This is a genomic window from Leptospira sp. B5-022 (assembly GCF_000347035.1).
Lineage (GTDB): Bacteria > Spirochaetota > Leptospiria > Leptospirales > Leptospiraceae > Leptospira_B > Leptospira_B cinconiae.
Genome location: NZ_ANIJ01000006.1, coordinates 182,593 through 204,769, shown reverse-complemented (window position 1 = coordinate 204,769; position 22,177 = coordinate 182,593). Strand labels below are relative to the sequence as shown.

The window sequence follows — 22,177 nt, the reverse complement described above, 5'->3', positions numbered from 1 at the left end:
CGACGAAAACCGGATTCTTAGATAATTTAGAGAGCCAAGGGAGGTTCCATTGGAACAGAAAATATCTAGAAAACAAATCCTTGGTCTGGGCGCGACAACTATGGCCTTACTCGCAAGTTCTTCCATGTTAGGACATGACCACGGCGATAAAAAAACTTCTAAAAAGAAGAAGGCCGAAAAAATTTCCGTTCCCGGCTCCGCGATCGAAGCTTCCTCCGCCTGTATATTAAAAGGTAGAGTCTGCATCAATATGTGTGTGGATATGCTGGCTGAAGGCCATAAAGAAATGGCGGATTGCCTCAGATCGGTCGAAGAGACCGTTGCGTTATGCGATGCGTTTGTTGTGTTGTCTTCTTTGGGTTCCTCTTCTACCAAAAAATTAGCGTCTATCTGTTTGGAGTCCTGTGAAAGATGTGCCGCTCAATGTGATAAACACGCGGATCACCACGATGAATGTAAATCATGTTCGGAAGCTTGCAAGGCTTGTATTTCCGAATTCAAAAAACTACTGGCCGCTTAATACGCAAACTCGATCTGGAATCGGGTTCCCGGAGCTGCAGTATTGATGTCCAATTTTGCCTTCAACTGTTTGGATAAGATCCGTATCAATTGTAATCCTAAGGTTTCTTTGGCTTCTATCTGTGGATAATCCGGGATCCCCTTTCCATCGTCCCCCACTTCCAAATAGAAAATCCCATTTCGGGATTTCGCTGTAATATAAAACTGTCCCTGTTTTTTTTCAGAATAGGCATACTTAATGGAATTTGTAGCGATCTCATTGATTATCATTCCGATGGGAAGCGCCTTTTCGACTGCTAAACTTAAGTTCCCTACGTCAACGATCCTACCGATCTCCGAACCTATCCCGTATACATTCCAAAGATTATCCAATAACTTATCCACATAAGAACCGAGACCGATCTCTGCCAGGTTTTTGGAATTATAAAGTTCATTATGAACCAAGGACATGGAGTATATCCTACTCTCCGTATCCCTAAGTTCCCTGGTGACTTCCTTGTTCTTAGCATAATTTGCCTGCAAATTTAGAAGACTCGCCATGATCTGTAGATTATTTTTGACCCTATGATGGATCTCCTGAAGAAGCGCTTCCTTATCTCTCAGAGATTGTATTAGATTATCTTCCGACTGTTTCCATTTTGTCATGTCCACAAGGATCGCGAGAACAGATTCTTTTCCCTCTAATCGGAATTTATAGGAAGTGATCTCCATTAGGAGTGGAGTTCCTTCCTTGGATCTATGAATATGTGTTTCCGGAATATTTTTACCGTTATGCAAGGCGAGATATTGTCTTTGTTCACCGGAAGAAGTACCCATAAATAGATCCGAAAATTTCATACGAAGTAGTTCTTCCCGATCAAATCCGTAAATTCTTTCCGCTTCCTGGTTTAGATCCAAAATACTTTCACAATCATAACTGTATAAAACGATTGGATGCGGATTATGTTCGAAGATCAGTCTGTATTTTTTTTCATTCTCTTTAATGAGGAATGCCTGCTCTTCCAGCTTGGTCAACATGTCCTGTCTTTCGATCGCGTATATGATGGATCTAAAAAGAAGATAAGAATCGAATTTTCCCTTAATGAGATAATCCTGACCTCCCGATTGTAATGCTTCCATGGCGACAGTTTCGTCTTGGGTCCCGGAACAGATCACGATAGGAATCTTTGGAAAGGATTTTTTAATAGCCTCGAAACCGTCTAAACCAAAACTATCAGGCAGGGTAAGATCCAGAAGAATACAATCTATCTCTTCTCCCGATTCATTTAGTATCTCTAATGCGTCCGCCACTGTCGGAGAATGTTTCAAACGAATTCCGGAAGGATCCGCTTCTTTTAAGAAAATTTCGAACAAACGAGAATCGTCTTCGTTGTCCTCCACTATTAATATTTGTTTCATCCTGACGGACATAACTTTTGCATTCATCTCGGAGGCAACCTTGAAGTTTTGAACCAATAGATACGTAATGTATCCATTGCTTCCAAAAAATTATCGTATTCCACCGGTTTCTGTATATATGAGTTCGCATGTAAATTGTATGTGGCAATAATGTCCCTTTCCGATCCTGAAGTAGTCAAAACGACAACGGGTATACTTTTATATTCAGGATCCGATTTGAGTTCTTCCAAAACTTCCAAGCCGTTCTTTTTAGGAAGGTTCAGATCTAGTAGGATGAGATCTGGGCGTTTTGCTCCCACGAAATCCCCCTCTCCCCTTACGAAATCGATCGCTTCCTCTCCGTCTTTTGCGACGAATAATCTTTTATCCGATTTCAAGTCGTTTAAAGCCTCTATCGTGAGCCGAACATCCGCCGGATTGTCCTCTACAAGTAGAATATCAAAATATTGTTTAGAAGAAGAATTCATGATCAAACCTCTGGCAGGGTAAAAAAGAATTCGGATCCATGTCCCGGGGAAGACTGGACCCAAATTTTTCCACCGTGATTTTCCACGATCTTTTTACAAATGGACAAACCGATCCCTGTTCCCGGATATTCGGATCTAGTATGTAATTTTTGGAATATAATAAAAATACGATCAAAGTATTTGGAATCCATGCCTATTCCGTTGTCCGAAACCGAAAACACGTTTGCGCCTGGAACATGTTTTACCTTAATATGGATCTCCGGATCCCTATTCGGGGAACGGAATTTGATCCCGTTTGAGATAAGATTGCTGAACAAACGTCTGATCTGATCCTGATCCGCATACACTTCCGGAAACGGACCTTCCAAAACCAGATCCGTATTGGTTTCTTGTATAACCGAAGAAAGATCCTTTCTAACCTCGTCCAGGATCCGGTTCGCATCTCCTTTGGATTTTTTTACGGAATCGGAACCGATCCTGGAGTAACTCAAAAGACTTTCGATCAACCCTTGTTGCCTTTTAGCGGCTTCCACCGATACTTGGATAAATTCTCTCATCTCCGGTTTGATCTCTTCCGAGAATTTTCTCTCCAACAGTTGCAGATAACTAGCGATTGTCCGAAGAGGCTCCTGTAGATCGTGAGAAGCGATATAAGCGAATTGTTCCAGTTCTTTGTTGGTTTTTGCGAGACCTTGTAGCGCTTCTTCCAAAGATCTTCTGGATTCTATTTTTTCAGAAATGTCCCGATTAACCATAATGAGACCCGGGACCAAATAACCTTCCGCATTAATTTTTTTGAAATTACTTTCGATCGTGATCTTTTTACCGGATCTTAAAGTATGGATCAGTTCCCTTTTAGAGGCTCCTAAATTTTCCCAATCCTGCATAGCGGCCTGGTAGTTTTCTTCGGAGATCCAATCTTCCTTAAAAAGAGTAGTATAATGTTTTCCTAAACATTCCCCCGCATCCACTTCGTACATTTTAGCCGCATAATCATTACAATAAGTGACGTTCATATCGCCGTCTAGGGCGATGATCGCATCGTTAACCTGGGAGATGACTTCCAAATTAAACCGGTTTTCTCTAGTGACCCTGACCCTTTCGGAAACATCGGTACCCGAAACCAAAACCGCATCCGTATTCTGAAAACGGATGGGAGAAGAGACGATATCAAGATACATCATGTCGCCGTCTTTTTTTAAATGTCTCATTTCCGGAAAAGAATTAAGACCTTCCTTTAGATTTCGGATCGCTTCGAATAAATGGGGACGATCTTCCTCCGGTCTAAGATCCGCTATCGATTTACCGATAAACTCCTCTTCGGAATATCCGTAGGCAAGTATAGCCGTACGATTCACGGCAAGGATCTGAAGAGAGGATCTATCGAATACGAACATGATCTGGGGATTGTTCTGGAATAAACTCCTGTATTTTTCTTCATTCTGTTTGATCTTCTTCTCGTATTCCATCCTATCCGAAATATCATAAACAATTCCTAATATTTCCTGAATCCGACCGCTTCTTGATAACCGAGGATACATCCTCGTTTCCAGAAGAAGGCCGTTAATTTCAGTATGATAGATACTTTCTTCCCCTTTCAATGCCTGGGAGAATGCTTCTAAAACTTCCGGTTGATTTTGAGCCCTTTCAAAAATGGTCTTTCCAACCACTTCCTTCGGATTGATCTTCAACCTCTCCAAACCCTTTCCATCCGCGAGTATGATCCTTCCTTCCGGAGAGATGGAAAATACGACTACGGGTAAAACTCCTATCAAAGTCTGAAAATCTACAGTACGTTTTTCTAATATATCTTCGGCAATCTTTCGATCCGTTATGTCCAGGGAAACTCCGACCAGCCCTTTCACTTTTCCGTCCTCCCCCATTGCAGGAGAGATCCGTACGGCAAAATGCCTTCCTAAAAAAACGGTCTCCGCACTGATCTCTCTTCCGGAAAGTACAAGTTTTAATGCCTCTGTCTGTTCCAGGCTACGAACGGTACCGTCTTCTTCCCTGATTTCCGCGTTCCATTGATGTTGTACGAAGTTAGTTCCTATGAATGCGCTCGAATCCAGACCAAGCATGTCTAAGGCTTTGCCTGAGGCAAAATTCATAAGCCCGGTTTCATCCGCGGAAAACAATACGATAGGAGAATTGGAAAGGATATAATCTAATAAGGATTTGTGATTTTCCGGGCTTGAGTCTGAAAAAATAGGAGAAGGTAAACCCATATATAGATCCACCCGGAACAGGAATTCCGGGCAGGGGGTTTTAATTATGGCGAAATATGGATATTTTCAAGCATATTTCGTTTTTTTGTGGAGTCTATGAAATAAGCATCCCATAAGGGATACGTCAGATGATCTCTATCTTCTCAATCACCACAGGCTGGAGAGGACGATCCCCCGGTGCTGTAGGAGTTTCGGAGATACTTTGGACAATATCTTCTCCCTCCGACACATGTCCGAAAACAGCATGACGATTGTCCAGATAAAGGTTGTCTCTCACATTGATGAAAAACTGAGAACCTCCGGTATTTGGACCGGCATTGGCCATAGAGATAGTATACTTCTTATTCTTGAGATCCGGATGAAACTCATCTTGGATCTTATACCCCGGTCCACCAGTTCCGGTTCCCTGTGGGCAACCGCCTTGGATCATAAAATTTGCAATAATTCTGTGAAAGACCAAACCATTATAAAAGCCTTTTTGGGCGAGTTGGATGAAATTCCCGGCTGTGATCGGAGCCTTCTCATCTTCCAATAAAACGGAGAATGTCCCCCGATTGGTGGTAAACTTAGCAGTTGCCATAAATATCCTCAAAATCCAGATTCTTACCGATGTCCGTATAATCAACTAAATAGGTATCCTTATTGGGAGAGAACCTATTCTAGTTGCTTTCAATATAGAATGCTGTTGTTCCGATAATTTAACGGAGGATTTCCAGAATCTACTTTCCGCTAGACGGATCGATTTTTTAGCTTTCTAAAAAGAGAATTTTTATTCTGGAACTTTCCTTAGGAACGAAATGCCATCATCTACAAAATATATTCCCTTCGGACCAAACGGTGCCGTCGCCTTCTGGGCCAAAGCAACTGATAAGATCCAGAACCAGGACGAAATTCGCGCCTGGGCGGACCTAGGGATCAAAACTGTAGTCTGTGTATTCTCGGAAAAAGGTTCTTCTCTCGTTACAGAGTTGGAAGAAGTCCTACATGCGGGAGAGTGGAAACTTTTTGCTTTAGAGATCCCTCCCGGACCGAAAACGAACGAGTCCGTATTTTTCTCCGCGTGGAAATTAATTTCTGCTGCGGGAAAATCCAATATCTTATTTTTGATCCCGGAAGAAGTGGAAGAAAGATGGGAAGTTATACTTTCCAAAATGGTAATTTCTTCCTATCCTCATATCGCCTCAGGAGAGTTAGGCGCATGGTTCCCAAGCCTACAAGGAGAAGCGGAAACTCGATTTTTAGGAGAATTCAAATCCTATGCTACCCGCAAAAAGGCACCCAAAGAGATCCCTGATCCTACAAGAGGGGAATTTTCCATATTTTTAAAGGAACTTCCTTTGGCTATTTCCGGAATCGAACTTGGGGTTTTCAAAAACGGCCATAAGGACTCCAACGGAAAGAAGAAGGTCCCAAAATTCCAAGAAGCGGAGAATTTCCGCACCTTGGAAAGTAAACCGGTTATTTCATTCGACACCGTATTCTCGGATGAAAAACAGGAATCAGGGACAAAATCACCCGTATCGGAAGAGCCGAAAGTTACCGCAGTAACATCAGAAAAAAAGAATATTCCAAAAAAGGAATCCACTCCTACCCCATCTCCTGAGAGTGCGGATCTGGCAACGAGTGCGAAATTCCCTCTTCAATTAAAATTAATGGCAGTTATATCACTGCTCCTCACCGTTACGGTTTCCACCGTCATTTTATACGCGTCCAGTGAATTTAAAAAGAACTACGAGATAAGAGTATTAGAGACCAATTTTTCTTTGGTAAATATTTTAGGGATCAAAGTAAAATCGGATCTTAAGGATATTCGTGACAAAGGTAAAACTCTTACGGAAAAACTTTTGGACCCGAAGGGTCCTGGCGCTTATGCCGATCTTTTCTTTCGGAACGAACCGGATTTTCTTTTGGCCGGGATTTATTCCGCAGAAGGAGACAAACTCAAAAAAAGAACGATATTGTACAACGATTCATATTTAGAAGGGATCTCTTCCAATAGGGAAGAATTGGATGCGGCGGTTTCCCAAAAAGAATCTTATTTTTTAAAAACCATCCAGTCGGGAGGAAGGATAGACAATCTCACTCCTAATTTTAAGGAACCTACGTTTTCCATTTCAGTCTATGATTCGCAGAGTAAGTCGATCCTACTTTATATCATCCGAGCGGAAAGACTTTTAGCCGTATTCCAGAAACAAGATATTAACGTCCCATTCTTAGTCAATGGAGACGGGGACCTGATCGCACATCATGATCTCCAACTTCTTGCCTCTCAGACGAATTGGGCGGACTTGCCTATTTTCGAAACAATGCTTTCTTCCGTAAGAGAGGATAGCCAACAGACAAGGTACGAGGATTCCACCAAAACTAGATATTACGGTTCCTACCAAAAATTAGGCTTTGGCGGGGCCGGAGTGATCGTCTCGGTCCCTGAAGAAAAAGTTTTCGAAATGGTGTACCGGATCCAGACCAAAAACCTTCTTATCATGGCGATCGCACTTTGTATCGCACTTATCATCGTATTCTTCTTAGCGAGAACAATTACCATTCCTGTTTTAAAACTTCTGACCGCTACGGTAGAGATCGCAAAAGGAAATTTCAGGATCGGGATCAAGTCCAGTACAAAGGACGAGATCGGCGTTTTAACCGATTATTTCGTGAGTATGGGAAAAGGTCTGGAAGAAAGGGAGAAGGTAAAAGACGCACTCGGCCGTTTCGTAAACAAAGAGATCGCCGAAATGGTTTTAAACAAGGAACTTACCTTAGGTGGAGAAAGAAAGATGTGTGCGATCTTCTTCTCGGATATACGATCTTTTACCTCCATATCGGAAAAACTACAACCGGAAGAAGTGGTTGAATTTTTAAACGAGTACATGACCGAGATGGTACGTTGTGTGAACGATACACACGGTATTGTGGATAAGTTTATCGGAGATGCGATCATGGCAACTTGGGGAGCCGTCCGTTCCTCCGACCAGGACGCGGAGAATGCAGTAAACGGAGCACTTCTCATGAGAGCCGCGCTAATCAAGTTCAATGAAGGACGGGGTGGAGATAAAAAGCCGATTATTCGGATCGGTTGTGGTATCAATTTCGGACCGGTGATCGCAGGTCAGATCGGTTCCGAGGAAAGATTGGAATATACAGTGATCGGAGATGCAGTGAACCTCGCCTCTCGTGTGGAAGCTTTAAACAAACCTTTCGGTACGGATATTCTGATCACACAAGATCTACTCGATCATGTAAGGGATATTTTTGCGGTCGAAAAAATGCAATCCATCAAGGTGAAGGGAAAGGAAGAACCGCAAACCATTTATGCGGTCCTAGGAAGAAAAGACGATGTGGATCGTCCGAAGGACCTAAGCGAGCTAAGAAAAAAGCTCGGAATAGAATACGAATCCAAGAAAAAAACTAAAACAGGAGATGAGGAAGAGGAATTAAAGTATGAAATACTTGACTGACGGACGTGTCGTCGTCACTGCTTTGATTCTACTACTGCTCTTTTTTTCGGGGCTTTTATATCTTTATGCCAACGCCGGACCTAAAACTGGGACCAATAAGGTCGTTGGCCAACTTAAGACAAAACAACTCAAAATATTAAGAAAACTTGATTCGGAAGTCATCTGGGAGGAATTGGACGAGTCCGATCCGATCCGATCCGATACAGGGACACAATCCGCACGGAAGAAGGCTCCGAAGCAGTACTACTTTTTACTGATGGAGAAAATTCCGCAGAGATCCGAATGGACGAAAGAAGTATGATCCTAGTGGAAGATACGGACAAGATCAGTTTTGTGTCCGGCTCACTTTCCGCGACCGGCGGAGGATCGGGCAATTTACAGATTAGTTCCGGTGATACAAAGATCTCCCTCGGAAATTCGGATTTGAAAATTTCCAAGGATGAGAATAAAGGCCTAAATCTAGAAGTAAAAAAAGGAGAAGCCAAAGTGGTCTCCTCTTCCGGAGAGAATACCGTAGGCAAAAATCAATCCGCGGAACTAAAAGACGGAAAAGTAGAAGTCCATTCATTAAATCTGGAAACAGTATTACCTCCCGATAAGACCTACTTTCCTATATCGGGGGAAACTCTCCCCATCAAGTTCGAATGGAAGAATTCTCCAGGTGTTAAAACGTTCAGATTGGAAATCGCCAGAGATTCAGGCTTTAGAACCGGTTTAAAAAAATTGAATACAATCGGAACGAACGCCTCCATCTCTCTTCCGAACGGTTCTTATTATTGGAGAGTTGCGGGAAATAATCCTCAGTCGGGAAAAGACGAATTTAGTTCTTCCAAAAACTTTAAATTAGTTTCTTGGAATAAACCCAAACTGCTCTCACCTAACAATAAGGAAGTATTCTCGTATACGGAAACCGCACCTCCGGTCCGATTCCAATGGAATACTTTCGATTCCCAGACCAAATATAAACTGGAAGTATCTTCGGACGCGAACTTTAAACAAATCGTTTATTCCGGAGATTCTGCCGCAGGTTTTTTGAAATGGGAACCTAGATCGGAAGGACAATTTTTCGCTCGTGTCAAAATGAGTTCCGATAAACAGGGATTCAGCGAAATGAGCTCGGATGCGATCTCCTTCGTTTTACGTAAATCGGAACAGGCAGAACCTCCTAAACTTCTAAAACCTCTGCAAGGAGAAGAGATAGGGATCCGTATATTCAAAGCAGGCTCCTTCTTCAGTTGGAGCTCCAACAAGGAATTCAAATCTTATTCCCTGGAAATAGCCGCCGATTCCGATTTCAAAAATATTCTTTTCTCCAAATCGACTAACGCGAATTTTATGAAACCGGATCTGGATTGGAAGGAAGGTATATTCTTCTGGAGAATTAAAGCAAGTTCTAATTCTGAAGGAGAGATTTCTTCTTCGATTGGTAAGTTCACTTTAAAACCTCTAGGTGTTATCAGACTCTCTTTTCCTAAGGATGGATCCGAGTTAGGACATCCGATGGACGGTAAATTACAATTTAGATGGGATAGACCGGATCCAAGCGGAACTTATAAATTAGAAGTTTCTAAAGATCCTAATTTCGTTTCTAGGATATACGAAACCTCCGTGCGATCTGGACAAAATTCAGTGCCCCTTGCGGGTCCGGGGGACTATTATTGGAAAGTTACTCTTCTTTCGCCGGAGGGAGAGGTTTTGACAAGCAGTCCTTCCTCCGGGTTTAGGACCTCGGACTCTGCTCCGTTTGTATCTCCTGTATATCCACGGGATAGAGATAAGATAGATCTGGATGAGAAAGCAAGTTTGTCATTTTATTGGGAAATTGAAGGCGAATCCGAGGCATACATATTGGAGCTATTAGAGGCGGATCAAAAAACCCTAAAAACCGTATTCAAAAAGGAAATTAAGGGAGAATCCTACGACTATCGAGAGTTGTATAGGTTAAGGGAAGGAAAATACCAGTGGAGATTGAGCGCAAAATACAGGGACAGCTCCGGACAACTCCGTACCACCCTTCCTTTGACCCGGGATTTCGAAGTCATCATGTCCGCCACTTTCAAAGCGCCGGAGATCTTGACTCCTAAGGAATTTTATGTTGAATAAAAGATTCCAAAAATCTAATACGATTGCGGCTCTTTTAGTCGGTTTCCTTTTTTTCTCTCTTTCACTTGGTGCAAAGGAAGAAGGTGTAAAACTGGAATGGAGACCTATTCCGGACGCAGGCGGTTACCAAGTAGAGATCAAAGATTCTCGTGGAAAGATTACCAGAGAAAAAACGAATGCATCTCAGATCCAATTGGAATTACCTCCAGGCGCTTACGAACACAGAATAGGCGTATTAAACAAGTACGGTAGAGTGTCCGTCTTTTCCGCTTGGATCCCTTTCGAAGTTATTCTTTCCCAAAAACCCGAAGTGATCGCCGCAGAAAAAAATAAATTCTTAACCAAGGACATGCCCGAAAGTTTCGAAATCAAGGGAAAACATTTCACTGAAGCTACAAAAGTAATATTAAAAGATTCTAAAGGGAATGAGATCCCCGTTAAGTCCATTGATATTAAAAATTCGGAAACTATGGTAGTTACCATAGATAAGAAAAAGGCTCCGGAAGGTGCAGTTTCCTTACGTTTGGAAAATCCGCGGAATAAATCTACGGAAAAGGAAAATTATTTCTTCGTCGCGGAGACTGAAGACGAATTGGCGGCGTTAGAATCCAAATCCTCTTATTCAGGAGCCTCGGGAACTTTCGATCTCGGGGCAGCGGCAAGATCCGCAGTCCTTCCAGGATGGGGACAGTATTACCAAAAAAAATCCGCATTTAGGACCGCTATTTTCCCCAGTTTGGTTTTAGTCGCCGGCGGTTACGCTGCAGCAAGAGGAAGTTCTTATATGAGCTCCATTAATGAATTGGATGCCGCAAGACAAAGTAACATTTTATACAACTCCGCATTCTTACAATCAGGGGATCCTGCATTATTCAATTTGGCATTGTACAATTATACACAAATCTCACCGAAATACTCCAGCGCCGTAGGGGAATATAACCAGTTAGGAATCGCGTTAGGAATATTAGGATTTTTTTATATAATCAACGTGGTAGACGCCGGATTTTTCCCGGGACCTAAACAAGTAAAAGTGGAAGGCACCGACGCCCCCGTAACAGTTTCTCCGATCCTAAGGAACGCAATAGAATCGGAGAAAGCGGCTACGTACGCTTCCGGAAATTCTTATCTTCTACAACAGAGAATGGAATTAGGAGTGGAATTCGCATGGTAACTTTGAAGAATTTTCTCCCAAAAGTATATTCGCTTCTTTTGATCGTTTTTACTTTGAATACGATGGGCTGTTATAGCCGTCCTAAAAAATCGGGTCTTTTAGATTTTATGAACATATCTAATTTTGTATCCTATTTAACAGGGACTTCCTTTCCGTTGAACGTACAGGTAAACGGCTTAACCAACTCCGGAACGCTTGTTGTGGAGTTAGCCCTCACAGGAGAACAGCTGACGTTCACTGCAGCCGGTTCCGATACGTTTACCGGGGTTTTTGATCCGAATATCGTTTACACTTTAACCATTGTATCACAGCCTGCAACACTTCCCACACAAACCTGCATCATTAGCAATCCTAACCTCAATCTTACTTTTGCGAGCACTACATTCGTCGTAAACTGCGCGGAGAATTGGTATAAGGCCAACGTAAGCGTCACGGGAATAGACAGCACAAACAATACAAATTTACAAATTTATAATAATGGCACGGACCTAAAAACTAGGACCTCCAACGGAACCGTCAGTTTCGATGTCGGAGACGGTCTTCCTTATAATATCACTATAGGTGCGGTTCCTACAGTTCCTTCTACACATACCTGTCAGGTTGTTACCTCCCCTGCAAATGGGACGATCAGTGGAGCGGATGTAAACCTACAGGTTAGCTGTTTAAGTCTAATGAAAACAAGTGTGGCTGCAGGCGGATTTATGCCTTCCACCAAGATGATGACATTTACTTTCTCTGGCCCTGTTACCGGTTGTGTGTTAGATTCAACCGGAGGAGGTCCTCCTTATTCCGCAGGAACGGCTAGCGGAGGCCCTGGTGTGACTTATGTTGGAAATAATGCCAGGATAGCTCCGACCCCTTTACCTTGGTCTTTTGGAGCTCTAACTTTCCCTCTACAAGTGAACTTTACTCTGACAGGTTGTGCGGATGCAGTGGCTGCGGCGAACAATGGGGCCGCACTGTCGGTGACGGTCAGAATGATGGACGGTGATGTTTATTTCGTAAGTGATACGAACGGCGATGATAGCAATAGCTGTGCAGACCCTAGCGATTCATGTAAAACGATACAAACGGGGGTTAATCAATGTTCTGCTTCCGGCGTTTGTTCGGTATTTGTTGAAGGCGGCGATTATATCATTTCAGGTACAACGTCACCCATCTCTCTCACTTCTACAGGGGGAGTACGACTTTTAGGAAGTTTCGATCCTTCGTATTCCATACAAAATATGGATATAACGCCAACCCGCATTATTGATAACCGAACTCTGGCACAATGTGCAGGAAGCACCTTAGGCACGAATGAATGTGCTCCAATCATGATCTCACCAAACGGAATGAGTGGGGATACCTCTAAAGCGCATGTGGTACAAGGATTCAGTATTTTTGCGGATGAGACAAAAAAATTCTCATTCGGTATCCGTATCATAAATGGAGATGCAAATAGTTATTCTTTTATCTTCGGAAATTATATTACCGGAGGACAAGGCGGGCTCGGATTGGAAAATTCCGCAGCGGGAGGTATCCGTGGAGCTATCTATCTACTAAATTCAAAATCGAATAATCAGATAGATACAAACGTGCTTAAGGGTGGTTTCGGAGCAGATACTTCTTATGGAGTTTATAACTATGACTCCACTGCGTTTTTATTCCGAAATAGAATTAGTGGGGATAAAGGATTCACTTCGGCAGCAATCGGCCTTACAAGTTATAATGATCCCGCTGTCGCAATCATTAACAATACGATGAACTTTCGTCAATATTCGGATGGTACAGTAACTTCCACTTATACTTACGGAATTTATAGTTATGAAGATTCTCCGAATACAAAATACTATATTGCAGGGAATACGATCTATTCTGCAGGTGCATCCGGCGGATCAAATTACGGGATCTTCATGTCAGGTTCAGGAACAAATGCACAAATGACGAATAATTTGATCATGGCTCAGGGGCCTAACGGAGTATGTGCTACTTTTGATAATACCCCTTCAATTAATGCAACATTCCGAGGAAATAATCTATCTTGTGCAGCTGGTACAAAAATATTTGTGGCAGCGGGTTCCACAAACTTTTCCATTTTTTGCGGAGACGGAACGTTTAACTCTAGCGGACTTTGCCTCGTAACAACAGCATTCATGAACGATGTGCTCACAGCAAATCGATCCAATCAAAACTTTATTTCAACGCCAACCTTCAACGGATATCCTCTGACGCAACCTTGGTTAGCGATGACCCCCTCCAACGGCGGACCATGCGCGATTGCATTCGGTGGAGTGGAAACTTCCGGCTATCTGAATAGTTTCGATCCATTTTATAAATTAGATGCAGTCATCGGAACTCCGGTAACTAGAACGACCTCGTTTGGCGGAACTACTCCGAGCGGCTCGGCAGGTTATACGATCGGAGCTTTCGAGTTAGACGATGCCGGTTGTTTTTAAATTAACAACCATTAACAAGGTTTAAGAATTTTAAATATTATTAATATTTTGCGACACAAACTACAGTTGTTACGCTTACGCTGTTAGGTGTAAATGCCCGAAACACATTTGTAGCCTCATAAAGTGCAGTGATCCCTAGAGTTTCTGTTGTACCGTTAATAATGGTGCTGGACCAAGCAGTCTGAGAATCCCCTAAAGAATTATTTGCAGTTCCAAAAGCTCCGAGTACATAGGGAGAACTTGTACTTCGAAGGGAATGCAATTGGATTGCATCTGGCAAAATCCAATCAGATCGGCTTGCGAATGTCAAATTGGAACAAGTAGTCAAAGCGTTAGTCTGATTAAAACTAGAATCATTTGCATCGAAGTCACTGCAATTTGGAGAGGTAAAGGTATTCGGAGCGTCTGAAGCATTATCGAGTACACAAAGTGTCCAAATGAAACGATTCTCTGAATCTGTAACCGTTCCATTATTATTATCTGTAAGACTAGGAGTACTGCAATTATCTCCGCCTAGAGCTGTAAGTAAGTCTGATTCAGTCACAAAATTTCCGCTCGAGGCACCGAATGAGACTGAAACCGGATTCGCAACTGTCTGACCACAATGAAAAGTAGAATTTCCCCCTCCTCCTCCGGCCAATAATAATAGTAAGCCGCTTAGATCTTGGCTTGGTCCACTGCCGCAATTAGTAAAAGAAAGAGAAGAAAATAGAAAAAGCACCGTCAGACGTTTCATAGGATGGAAGATCTTTCTTGTTCTTTTTTTAGTCAAGCAACGAGCGAGACAAAGGAACAAAAATCATAAAATTCGGAATATTCCGTAATGAAAACTAATCACTTTGGATTAGTTCGTTTAACAGTGTCTAATTTAGCTAGCAGGATTTAGGTTCTTATTCTGGAACACCACGGCATTGGCTGATTAGAGCAGATTCTATTCTTTGGAAGCAAGCCCTTCCCATTCTATTACCTTCAGGTGCAATTCATCTTGTAACTGAGTCAAACGTTCCCCTGATTTTCTGGCCAGCTCAGGGTCCGATGATTGCAAGCGTTGGACGAGCTCCTTCTCTTCCGTTTCCAAAGAGTGGATCTCTTTTTCCAATATTTCCAGTTTTCTTTTATCTTGGTAGCTTAGTCCCTTCTTCTTATTATCTGCTTGTTTTTCATTGGGCTTAGGAACCCCGCTCTTCGCTTCCTTTTCCTCGAATTCCCTATACTCCAAATACTCGGAATAATTTCCCGGGAACCTGTCTATCTTACCTTCTCCTTTAAACACAAATAAGTAATCGGTAACACGGTCCATGAAGTAACGATCGTGAGAAACTACGAGCACGACACCGGGAAAATCATCCAGGAATTCTTCGAGCACTGAGAGTGTGGGAATGTCCAGATCGTTTGTAGGTTCGTCCAAAACCAAGAAGTTCGGATTTTTCATAAGAAGTAGAATGAGATATAACCTTTTCTTTTCACCGCCTGACAGTCTTTCTATCTTGGTTTGTTGTAATTGAGGAGGAAACAAAAACCTTTCCAAAAACTGGGACGCTGTCCAAGAAGTCCCATCATTCATTTTGATCGTCGGCGCGATCTCTTCCTTTACGTATTCCAATACCTTTTTGGACCCTGGGAGTTCTTTGCTAAGTTGATCGAAATATCCGAAACTTGTATTCACACCCGTTGCCACATCTCCGGAGTCAACCTTCTCTCTCCCGGTGATCAAATTTAGAAGTGTCGTTTTCCCGGCACCGTTAGGGCCTACAACTCCGATCCTTTCCTTACTCTTAAATACGTAGGAAAATCCGGAGATCAGTTCCATGTTTGTGTAAGATTTTTTAATATTCTTTAATTCTAATATTTTTCCGCCAAGCCTTCTGCCGGAAACGGAAATATCGAGGACGATATCCTTACCTGCCTTTTTTCTTTCCAGAACTTCGATAACACGGTCCGTTCTTGCCTTTTGTTTCGTCCCTCTTGCTTTAGGCTGACGCTTAAGCCATTCCAGCTCCGTTCTAAGAAAGGATTTTCGTTTTGCTTCTTCCTTTTCTTCTATCGCCTGTATCTCTACTTTTTTTTCCAAATAAAGATCGTAATTTCCCGGATAGATCCTGAAGTTCCCTCTATCAATTTCTAAGATACGATTTGCGATCTCTTCCAGAAAGTATCTGTCGTGTGTAACGAGCAAAACCGCTTTATCCGTATTTTTTAAAAATTCTTGGAGCCAAAGAATCGCGTCTATATCCAGGTGGTTGGTTGGCTCGTCTAACACTAAAAAATTGGACTCATCCGTTAAGGCCTGTGCAAGTGACACTTTTTTGGCCATTCCCCCGGAAAGTTCTCCCATCCTTCGGGATAGATCCGGTATATTCAGTTCTCTTAATATATTTTTGAGTTTGGATTCCAATTCCCAAGCTTGCTTAGAATCCATTTCTTCCATTGCAAGATGGTATTCTTTTTCGGCTTCATCTCCGCCGTTTTCCAATTCGATACAAGCTTTTTCGTACCTTCTTACCGTATCCAAAAGTATCCCGGAACCCGAAAGTATATGTTCTAATACCGTTTTATTCGGATCGAATTCCGGGAATTGGGATAAGAATGAAATTTTAAGTTCTCTATTGCGGACAACTTTACCTGTGTCCGGTTCTTCCATTCCGAGTAAGATCCTAAGTAGAGTGGATTTTCCGGATCCGTTGATCCCAAGCAATCCTGTTTTTTCTCCCTCATCTATCCCAAAGCTTAGGTTTTGAAAGAGCTGTTTTTCGCCGATGGATTTTCCGACCTTATCTACGGAGATTAGATTCATCGCTTCCAGCCTTTATGAATCCGGCTTAGAAGCAATTCTTTTAAGAGCCTGCCCCGGGCGTTTAACTCGAGACTACACACGTTAAGAAAAACAAAATTTCGGAACGGATTATAAAGATCTATTTAGGAATAGGAAGTTCTATTTTAAATCTGGTGCCTACTTCTACGGTTTCAAGTCCCCATTTTGCCTTCAGCTTCTCCAATAACATTCCGACTAATTGTAGCCCCAATCCTTCGGAATTCCTGACATCCACCGTTTTAGGTAGTCCCACACCGTTATCTCCTATAGAAATGGAAAGCCCGTTTTCTTTTTTGGAAATAGAGATGAATATTTCCCCTTTTTGCTCACCGGGAAAAGCATACTTTAAGGAATTTGAAACTAGTTCGTTAAAAACCAATGCGAGCGGGATCGCAAAATCCAAATTTAAACGTATATCCTGAGATTCTATCGAATAACCCACTTTTTTGTTCGCACCGTAAGACTGAACGAGCGCCACAAGTAAATTGTTCAGATACTCGGTGAAGTCCGCATCAGCAATCGTATCGTTTTGGTAAAGTTCCTTGTGTACCAAAGCCATGGACTGGATCCTTCTTTCACATTCTTTCAGAATAGAAACCAGTTTTGGATCATCCGTAAAATCAGTTTGTAAACTTAACAAACTGGAAACCACTTGCAGATTATTTTTGACCCTATGATGAATCTCCTTTAACATCACTTCTTTTTCGTCCAAAGATTTCCGTAACGTTTCTTCATATTGGTATCGATCCGTTACATCCCTAATGATCTGAGTAGCCCCTATCATATTATGACTTTCATCCCGGATAGAACTATAATTGATCTCGAGTACTACGGAGTCCTTAATCAGTCCGGAAATTTTTCTCTCTAATTTAAAAACTTCACCGGTAAGTGCCCTACTCCAGTTCTGGATAATCCTTTCTTTTTCTTCCGCATTATCTATAGCGATATCCCAGATCCTTTGGCCGACAGTAACCCTTTTTCCATACAGTTTCCAGACCATAAGTTCAAATGCGGTATTACAGGAGATAACTCTTAAATCCATATCCACCGCACATATCGAGTCTTTCACACCTTCAATGATCGCTTGGAGTCTATCGTTCGTTTGTAATATCTTCTTTCTCAGTTCACTTAACTCATGTTCGGCCTTTTTTCTTTCCGTGATGTCTCGGACGATCACCTGCATTAACTTTTGCCCTCTTTGCTCGAAAGCAACACCGGAAACTTCAACAGAGATCTCTGTTCCGTCTTTTCGAATAAATTTTTCCTCGATAGGTTCGAGAGGTTCGGACTTGAGCATTGCTCTCAGCACTCTTTCGGCAACGATTTGCCTCGAATCAGGATGTACGAATTCTATAATCGGCTTTTCTTCCACCTCTTCCACAGTATCGTATCCGAGCATTTTTAGCCCGGCTTGGTTTATATATATTACTTTTCCGTCCGCATGTAAACCTATTGCGTCGGGAGAAACTTCCACTAGTTTTCTGTATTTTTCCTCACTTGCAAGTAGGGCGGTTTCCCAAACGGTCCTAAGAGTCACGTCTTTTACGAATATTACGACTTCTTTAATTGCTCCTTCCTTGGACAATGGAGCGAACGAAACTTCCAATTCCGAATTGGGTTGTACTGGAAATAATTTGGAAAAATGCCATTTAACCTTCGCACCGGAAAATGCCTTATTCAATTGTGCCTGGAAAATTTCCCGATGTGTTTCCGAGATCAACGAAAGTATCTTGGAATCTTGGGCCAATTCGATCCCAAATTGTTTTCTGACCTCGGACCTCCCGGAAGAATTCACATATTGTATCTTTCCCGCTTGGTTAACTCTAATGACCCATTCTTCCGTACTATCCAAAAGAATGCCGATATAAGAAAGTTGGTCTTGTAGAATTATTTCACTTTTTCGTAATGGAGTTAAGTCTTGGATGGAACCGTAGATCTCGGTTACCCTTTTTTTGATCGGATCCCAAATAGGATGTGCGTGGTCCCGAAGCCAACGGATCGCACCGTCCGGACCGTACACTCGATATTCATCCGTACGAGAAGCTCCGGATAATAATGATCTTATTCTTTGTCTGATCAGTTCCAGATCGTCGGGATGAAAATATTTGGGATCTGCGGCTGCCCAGGGGCTATTTAAGTCGTCGATGGTTATCCCGCAGAATTTCAAAAAACCGTCGTTTGCCCAGCTTAATATTAGATTTCCGTTATCTAATACGTCTACCCGGTAAAGATAATCGTTAAACACCTCGGGTGCAAGCGCGCGGATCTCTTTATCAATTTTTTTTCGAAGATTCCGATTTTGAAACCATTTTAGAAGTTTGGCAAAAGCCATCGCAACTCCGAATAACTCCTAAAAACCGTGGTTTTCGAGAGCTTACTTCACTAAAAATTCTTTGTAAGTATTCGCAACTTCTTCGGGTCTTTCTAACATGGGAACGTGACCCATATCCTTCAAGATCACCTTTTTAGATCCCGCAATCCCCTTTTCTAACACCCCGGCGCCGGAAACGCTCAGCACCCTGTCCGTATCTCCCCATAAGATAAGAGTTTTTGTCCGGATCTTATTCATATTTTCCTGCAAGGGAAAACCGGTAGATCGGATCTGTTTAAATATATATTTATTAAACTCGGAATTTTTGACGGCTCGTTCCGCAAAATAGGATGCCAAAAAAGAAGGAACCGGAGGCGGTGTTACAAAAATGAATTTCATCAATTCATTAAATTCTTCCGCGTTAGTCGCAACTAAATTATTCTTTCCCTTTTCCAAGTTTTTAGACAATTCACTTTTTTCAGGACTATTAATTCCGGAGGGTGCAAATAATCCGAGAGACAAGATTTTTTGCGGATACGTCGCAGCATACACTCCCGAGATCGCTCCCCCCATAGAATTTCCTACAATATGGAATTTTTCCCAGCCAAGTTTAACGACAAACTCGTCCAAGCGTTTTACTTGCTCGACGATATTATAATCCTGACCTGCGATTCTATCGTTTTCACCAAAACCGGGGAGATCCACAGCCACCACTGTGTATTGAGGAGTGATCCACTTGGAAAATCTAGTCCAATTATCCTTATCTCCGCCGAATCCGTGGACCATCAGGATCTTTTCGCTACCTTGCCCCCCTTCTAAATATACCCAGTTCCAAGGTTCTATCTTGGTTTGTTTTTTTTCGAGTCCTGCTTTCCATCTTTCATAACCGATACCGGTTTTAACCAGAGTCTCGGAACAATAGGTCAGCCCGAAAAAAATAAACAATAAGTAGATTGGGGAAAATTTCCTATGCATAGTCAAATTACGAATAACGTTTCTTTAATTCCCTAGCATAGGCCAAGTCATGAGTAAGTAGTCTCATTCTTTTCACCAAATAGGTGGTGATCCCTTTATAAAATTTCAGAGCAAGTTCCTTATCGGAATCCAAAATATGCTGTAGATGATCGAACGGGATTTCCAAGAGTTCGCAACGTTCCATCGCTTCTACCGTTCCGGCTCGTTTTCCCTGATCCAGAAACGGGAATTCTCCGAAATGGTCACCGGTAGCGATCGTAGTTACGCTCACATCGTCCCCTTTTTCGGTGGAAGTCAAAATTTTCAGAGTTCCGTACATTACCACATAGAACGCCTTGGCTTCGTTCCCTTCTTGGTAAACCGCTTCTCCTTGTTCAAGCACCTTGTATTTGGTCTTCTCGGCTATTTTAGCCAGCTCGTCCATTGAGAAGCTGGAAAATAAATAAATCTGGTGTAGGATTTCTTCTGTAGTGTGTTGCATGTGTTCCTTACCAAAGACCGAGTATTAAGCCTAGAAAAAAACCATCAAGCTACTTTCCTGGATTCCAGTCCGGAATTCTAAGACGAAAAACAACTCCATTTTCCGAAGTAAATTCGGAACTTCCTTTCAGCTGCCTGGACAAGATCTCAATGAGCTGAATGCCGATAGTCCCAGAACCGATATGATTTTCTTTTCTAAATCCGACCCCATCGTCCGAATATGAGAAGACGATATTCAATTCTTCTTTAAAGATCCGCACTTGTATTTTTCCGGAACGATCTTTCGGAAATGCGTATTTTAAGGAGTTGGTAAGAAGTTCGTTTAGGATCAGTCCGAGAGGGATCGCTCTTTCAATACTCACCTCCAGAGAACTGAGGTCCAGATGCAGTTGTATTCGCGGAAGTCCGCCATACGCTCGGATCAGATTAGAAGAAACCGTGGTAAAATAATTTTCTAAGTCTACTGCCGCGAAATTTTCCGACCTATATAATTCCGCATGAACAAATCCCATCGACTTTACCCGATTCTCACACTCTTTTAAGATTCGTTTTAGGTTAGGATCTTCCGTATTCTCATATTGAAGTCCAAGAAGACTAGAGATCACTTGCAGATTATTTTTAACCCGATGGTGGATCTCTTGGAGCATGGATTCTTTTTCCCTTAAGGATCTCTCCAAAGTCCTCGTCATACAATTTCTTTCCGTCACGTCTCTGGCAACTCCCATATATCGGGACTCGTCTATTCGCACGGCATTCACGTCCGCTTCTATAATTCTACCGGATTTACTTTTAAATTTTCTGCTTAGGATCACAGGTTTGCCGATCTCTAATGCAGGAATTCTATGCAAAGACTGCCTAAAACTTTCTTCATCGAGAATATTCTCTAATGTAAATGTTTGGAGTTCTTCTTTGGTATATTCTAAAAGTTCGCACATTCTCCTGTTCACTTCTAAAATTTTAGTTTCAAAATTTGTAATAATGATCGAATCGGACGCGTTCTCCACCAAAGAGCGATACCTTCGTTCATTTTCTTCCAATAAAGAGACCGCTCTTACTCTTTCAGTCACATCGTATAAAATGGAGAATAATACCCTTTTTCCACCGAACTGCAACGGCCCGCTGTAAACCTCCATATCGCGGACTTCTCCGTTCTTTAATCTATGTCTGAAACGGAAATATTGTCTGGCTTCAATCGCAGCCATTCTCATCTCTTCGAAAATTTGTTCTTTCGTGAGAGTATTGATATCGGTGACCTTCATCTGCAGAAGTTCTTCTTGGCTGTAACCGTAAAATTGGCTCGCAGCCTGATTCGCGTACAAAATATCGCCCGAGTCAGGATCGAGTATCCATTTAATTGCTTGGTTTGTCTCAAAAATCTGTCGGAAGGGCCTGTCGCTGGATAAAAATTCTTTCCAAAAGGAATTTTCCATTAGAGAAGCGGAATCTTCCTCCAGCGGTTCCATTTTGACCCAAAACATCCCATGAGTGAGAGACCAACTCGCAAGAAGACCTTTGTTTCCCGGAAATGACACGGGACTTTTTCCCGGTTGCCAAAAAAGTACAGCGCTTCCGTTTTCCCCTTGGATCTTGTCCGTTCCGTTCAAAAAATAGGAGAGTGGATTTTGTCTCCAGGATTCCAGAGGAAGATTTGTCTCAAGGATCAAACCGGACGGATCCATTAGAATACACCAATAAGGGAAGAAGGAGGATTTCATAATTTAAAAACTGGAGAGCACTATTTCCAAGAGTTATTCGACTCTGAAAAATCTTTTTTCAAAACCTTCGGGAAAGTTCCCAGAAAGTTGGGAAAAATAACT

General features: G+C 42.2%; 16 protein-coding genes. 6 read left to right on the top strand and 10 right to left on the bottom strand.

Annotated features, from left to right (window positions below):
* Nucleotides 1–49 precede the first annotated feature (49 nt).
* A complete protein-coding gene (locus tag LEP1GSC192_RS01530) occupies nucleotides 50–520 on the top strand; it encodes a Csp1 family four helix bundle copper storage protein (RefSeq protein WP_020768266.1) in 471 nt (156 codons plus the stop codon).
* On the opposite strand, the gene LEP1GSC192_RS01525 is transcribed toward LEP1GSC192_RS01530, so the two are convergent.
* The 4 genes from LEP1GSC192_RS01525 to LEP1GSC192_RS01510 all read right to left on the bottom strand — a co-directional run bounded on the left by LEP1GSC192_RS01525 (nucleotide 517) and on the right by LEP1GSC192_RS01510 (nucleotide 5,192).
* Entirely contained in the window at nucleotides 517–1,944 is a 1,428-nt protein-coding gene (locus tag LEP1GSC192_RS01525) for a histidine kinase dimerization/phosphoacceptor domain -containing protein (RefSeq protein ID WP_020768018.1), read from the bottom strand. The genes LEP1GSC192_RS01530 and LEP1GSC192_RS01525 overlap by 4 nt on opposite strands.
* The gene (locus tag LEP1GSC192_RS01520) at nucleotides 1,941–2,384 is read right to left on the bottom strand and encodes a response regulator (RefSeq protein WP_020768170.1); all 444 of its coding nucleotides are present in this window, start codon (nucleotides 2,382–2,384) and stop codon (nucleotides 1,941–1,943) included. Before LEP1GSC192_RS01520 ends, LEP1GSC192_RS01525 begins: the two co-directional genes overlap by 4 nt.
* Nucleotides 2,385–2,386: 2 nt before the next feature.
* Nucleotides 2,387–4,612, bottom strand: a complete 2,226-nt coding sequence (locus tag LEP1GSC192_RS01515) for a PAS domain S-box protein (RefSeq protein ID WP_020768244.1) — start codon at nucleotides 4,610–4,612, stop codon at nucleotides 2,387–2,389.
* Nucleotides 4,613–4,736: 124 nt separating this feature from the next.
* Entirely contained in the window at nucleotides 4,737–5,192 is a 456-nt protein-coding gene (locus LEP1GSC192_RS01510) for a peptidylprolyl isomerase (protein ID WP_020768317.1), read from the bottom strand.
* 217 nt (nucleotides 5,193–5,409) lie between these two features.
* Here LEP1GSC192_RS01510 and LEP1GSC192_RS01505 point away from each other — a divergent pair, with 217 nt between their 5' ends.
* From LEP1GSC192_RS01505 to LEP1GSC192_RS01485, 5 genes are read left to right on the top strand one after another with little or no spacing between them, the layout of a single operon-like run.
* Nucleotides 5,410–8,070, top strand: coding sequence for an adenylate/guanylate cyclase domain-containing protein (locus LEP1GSC192_RS01505; protein ID WP_020768248.1), 2,661 nt, complete (start codon nucleotides 5,410–5,412; stop codon nucleotides 8,068–8,070).
* Nucleotides 8,054–8,371: a hypothetical protein gene (locus LEP1GSC192_RS20015; protein WP_020768134.1), complete on the top strand. Its 318-nt coding sequence runs from the start codon at nucleotides 8,054–8,056 to the stop codon at nucleotides 8,369–8,371. Before LEP1GSC192_RS01505 ends, LEP1GSC192_RS20015 begins: the two co-directional genes overlap by 17 nt.
* Nucleotides 8,266–10,173 (top strand): FecR domain-containing protein, encoded by a 1,908-nt coding sequence (locus tag LEP1GSC192_RS01495; protein WP_369749976.1) that lies wholly within the window; start codon nucleotides 8,266–8,268, stop codon nucleotides 10,171–10,173. Before LEP1GSC192_RS20015 ends, LEP1GSC192_RS01495 begins: the two co-directional genes overlap by 106 nt.
* Nucleotides 10,163–11,344, top strand: a complete 1,182-nt coding sequence (locus tag LEP1GSC192_RS01490) for a hypothetical protein (protein ID WP_020768088.1) — start codon at nucleotides 10,163–10,165, stop codon at nucleotides 11,342–11,344. Before LEP1GSC192_RS01495 ends, LEP1GSC192_RS01490 begins: the two co-directional genes overlap by 11 nt.
* Entirely contained in the window at nucleotides 11,338–13,782 is a 2,445-nt protein-coding gene (locus LEP1GSC192_RS01485; RefSeq protein ID WP_020768024.1) for a hypothetical protein, read from the top strand. Before LEP1GSC192_RS01490 ends, LEP1GSC192_RS01485 begins: the two co-directional genes overlap by 7 nt.
* A 40-nt stretch (nucleotides 13,783–13,822) precedes the next feature.
* Here LEP1GSC192_RS01485 and LEP1GSC192_RS01480 read toward each other — a convergent pair whose 3' ends face one another.
* The 6 genes from LEP1GSC192_RS01480 to LEP1GSC192_RS01455 form a co-directional block, all read right to left on the bottom strand.
* Nucleotides 13,823–14,518, bottom strand: a complete 696-nt coding sequence (locus LEP1GSC192_RS01480) for a hypothetical protein (protein ID WP_036088799.1) — start codon at nucleotides 14,516–14,518, stop codon at nucleotides 13,823–13,825.
* Nucleotides 14,519–14,713: 195 nt separating this feature from the next.
* Entirely contained in the window at nucleotides 14,714–16,576 is a 1,863-nt protein-coding gene (locus LEP1GSC192_RS01475) for an ABC-F family ATP-binding cassette domain-containing protein (protein ID WP_020768363.1), read from the bottom strand.
* A 118-nt stretch (nucleotides 16,577–16,694) separates the two neighbouring features.
* Complete coding sequence (locus LEP1GSC192_RS01470; protein WP_020768308.1) at nucleotides 16,695–18,926, bottom strand: PAS domain S-box protein; 2,232 nt, start codon at nucleotides 18,924–18,926, stop codon at nucleotides 16,695–16,697.
* 42 nt (nucleotides 18,927–18,968) lie between these two features.
* The gene (locus LEP1GSC192_RS01465) at nucleotides 18,969–19,880 is read right to left on the bottom strand and encodes an alpha/beta fold hydrolase (protein WP_036088654.1); all 912 of its coding nucleotides are present in this window, start codon (nucleotides 19,878–19,880) and stop codon (nucleotides 18,969–18,971) included.
* 7 nt (nucleotides 19,881–19,887) lie between these two features.
* Nucleotides 19,888–20,361 (bottom strand): cyclic nucleotide-binding domain-containing protein, encoded by a 474-nt coding sequence (locus LEP1GSC192_RS01460; RefSeq protein ID WP_020768072.1) that lies wholly within the window; start codon nucleotides 20,359–20,361, stop codon nucleotides 19,888–19,890.
* A gap of 49 nt (nucleotides 20,362–20,410) precedes the next feature.
* A complete protein-coding gene (locus LEP1GSC192_RS01455; RefSeq protein ID WP_020768523.1) occupies nucleotides 20,411–22,075 on the bottom strand; it encodes a PAS domain S-box protein in 1,665 nt (554 codons plus the stop codon).
* Between the last annotated feature and the right edge of the window lie 102 nt (nucleotides 22,076–22,177).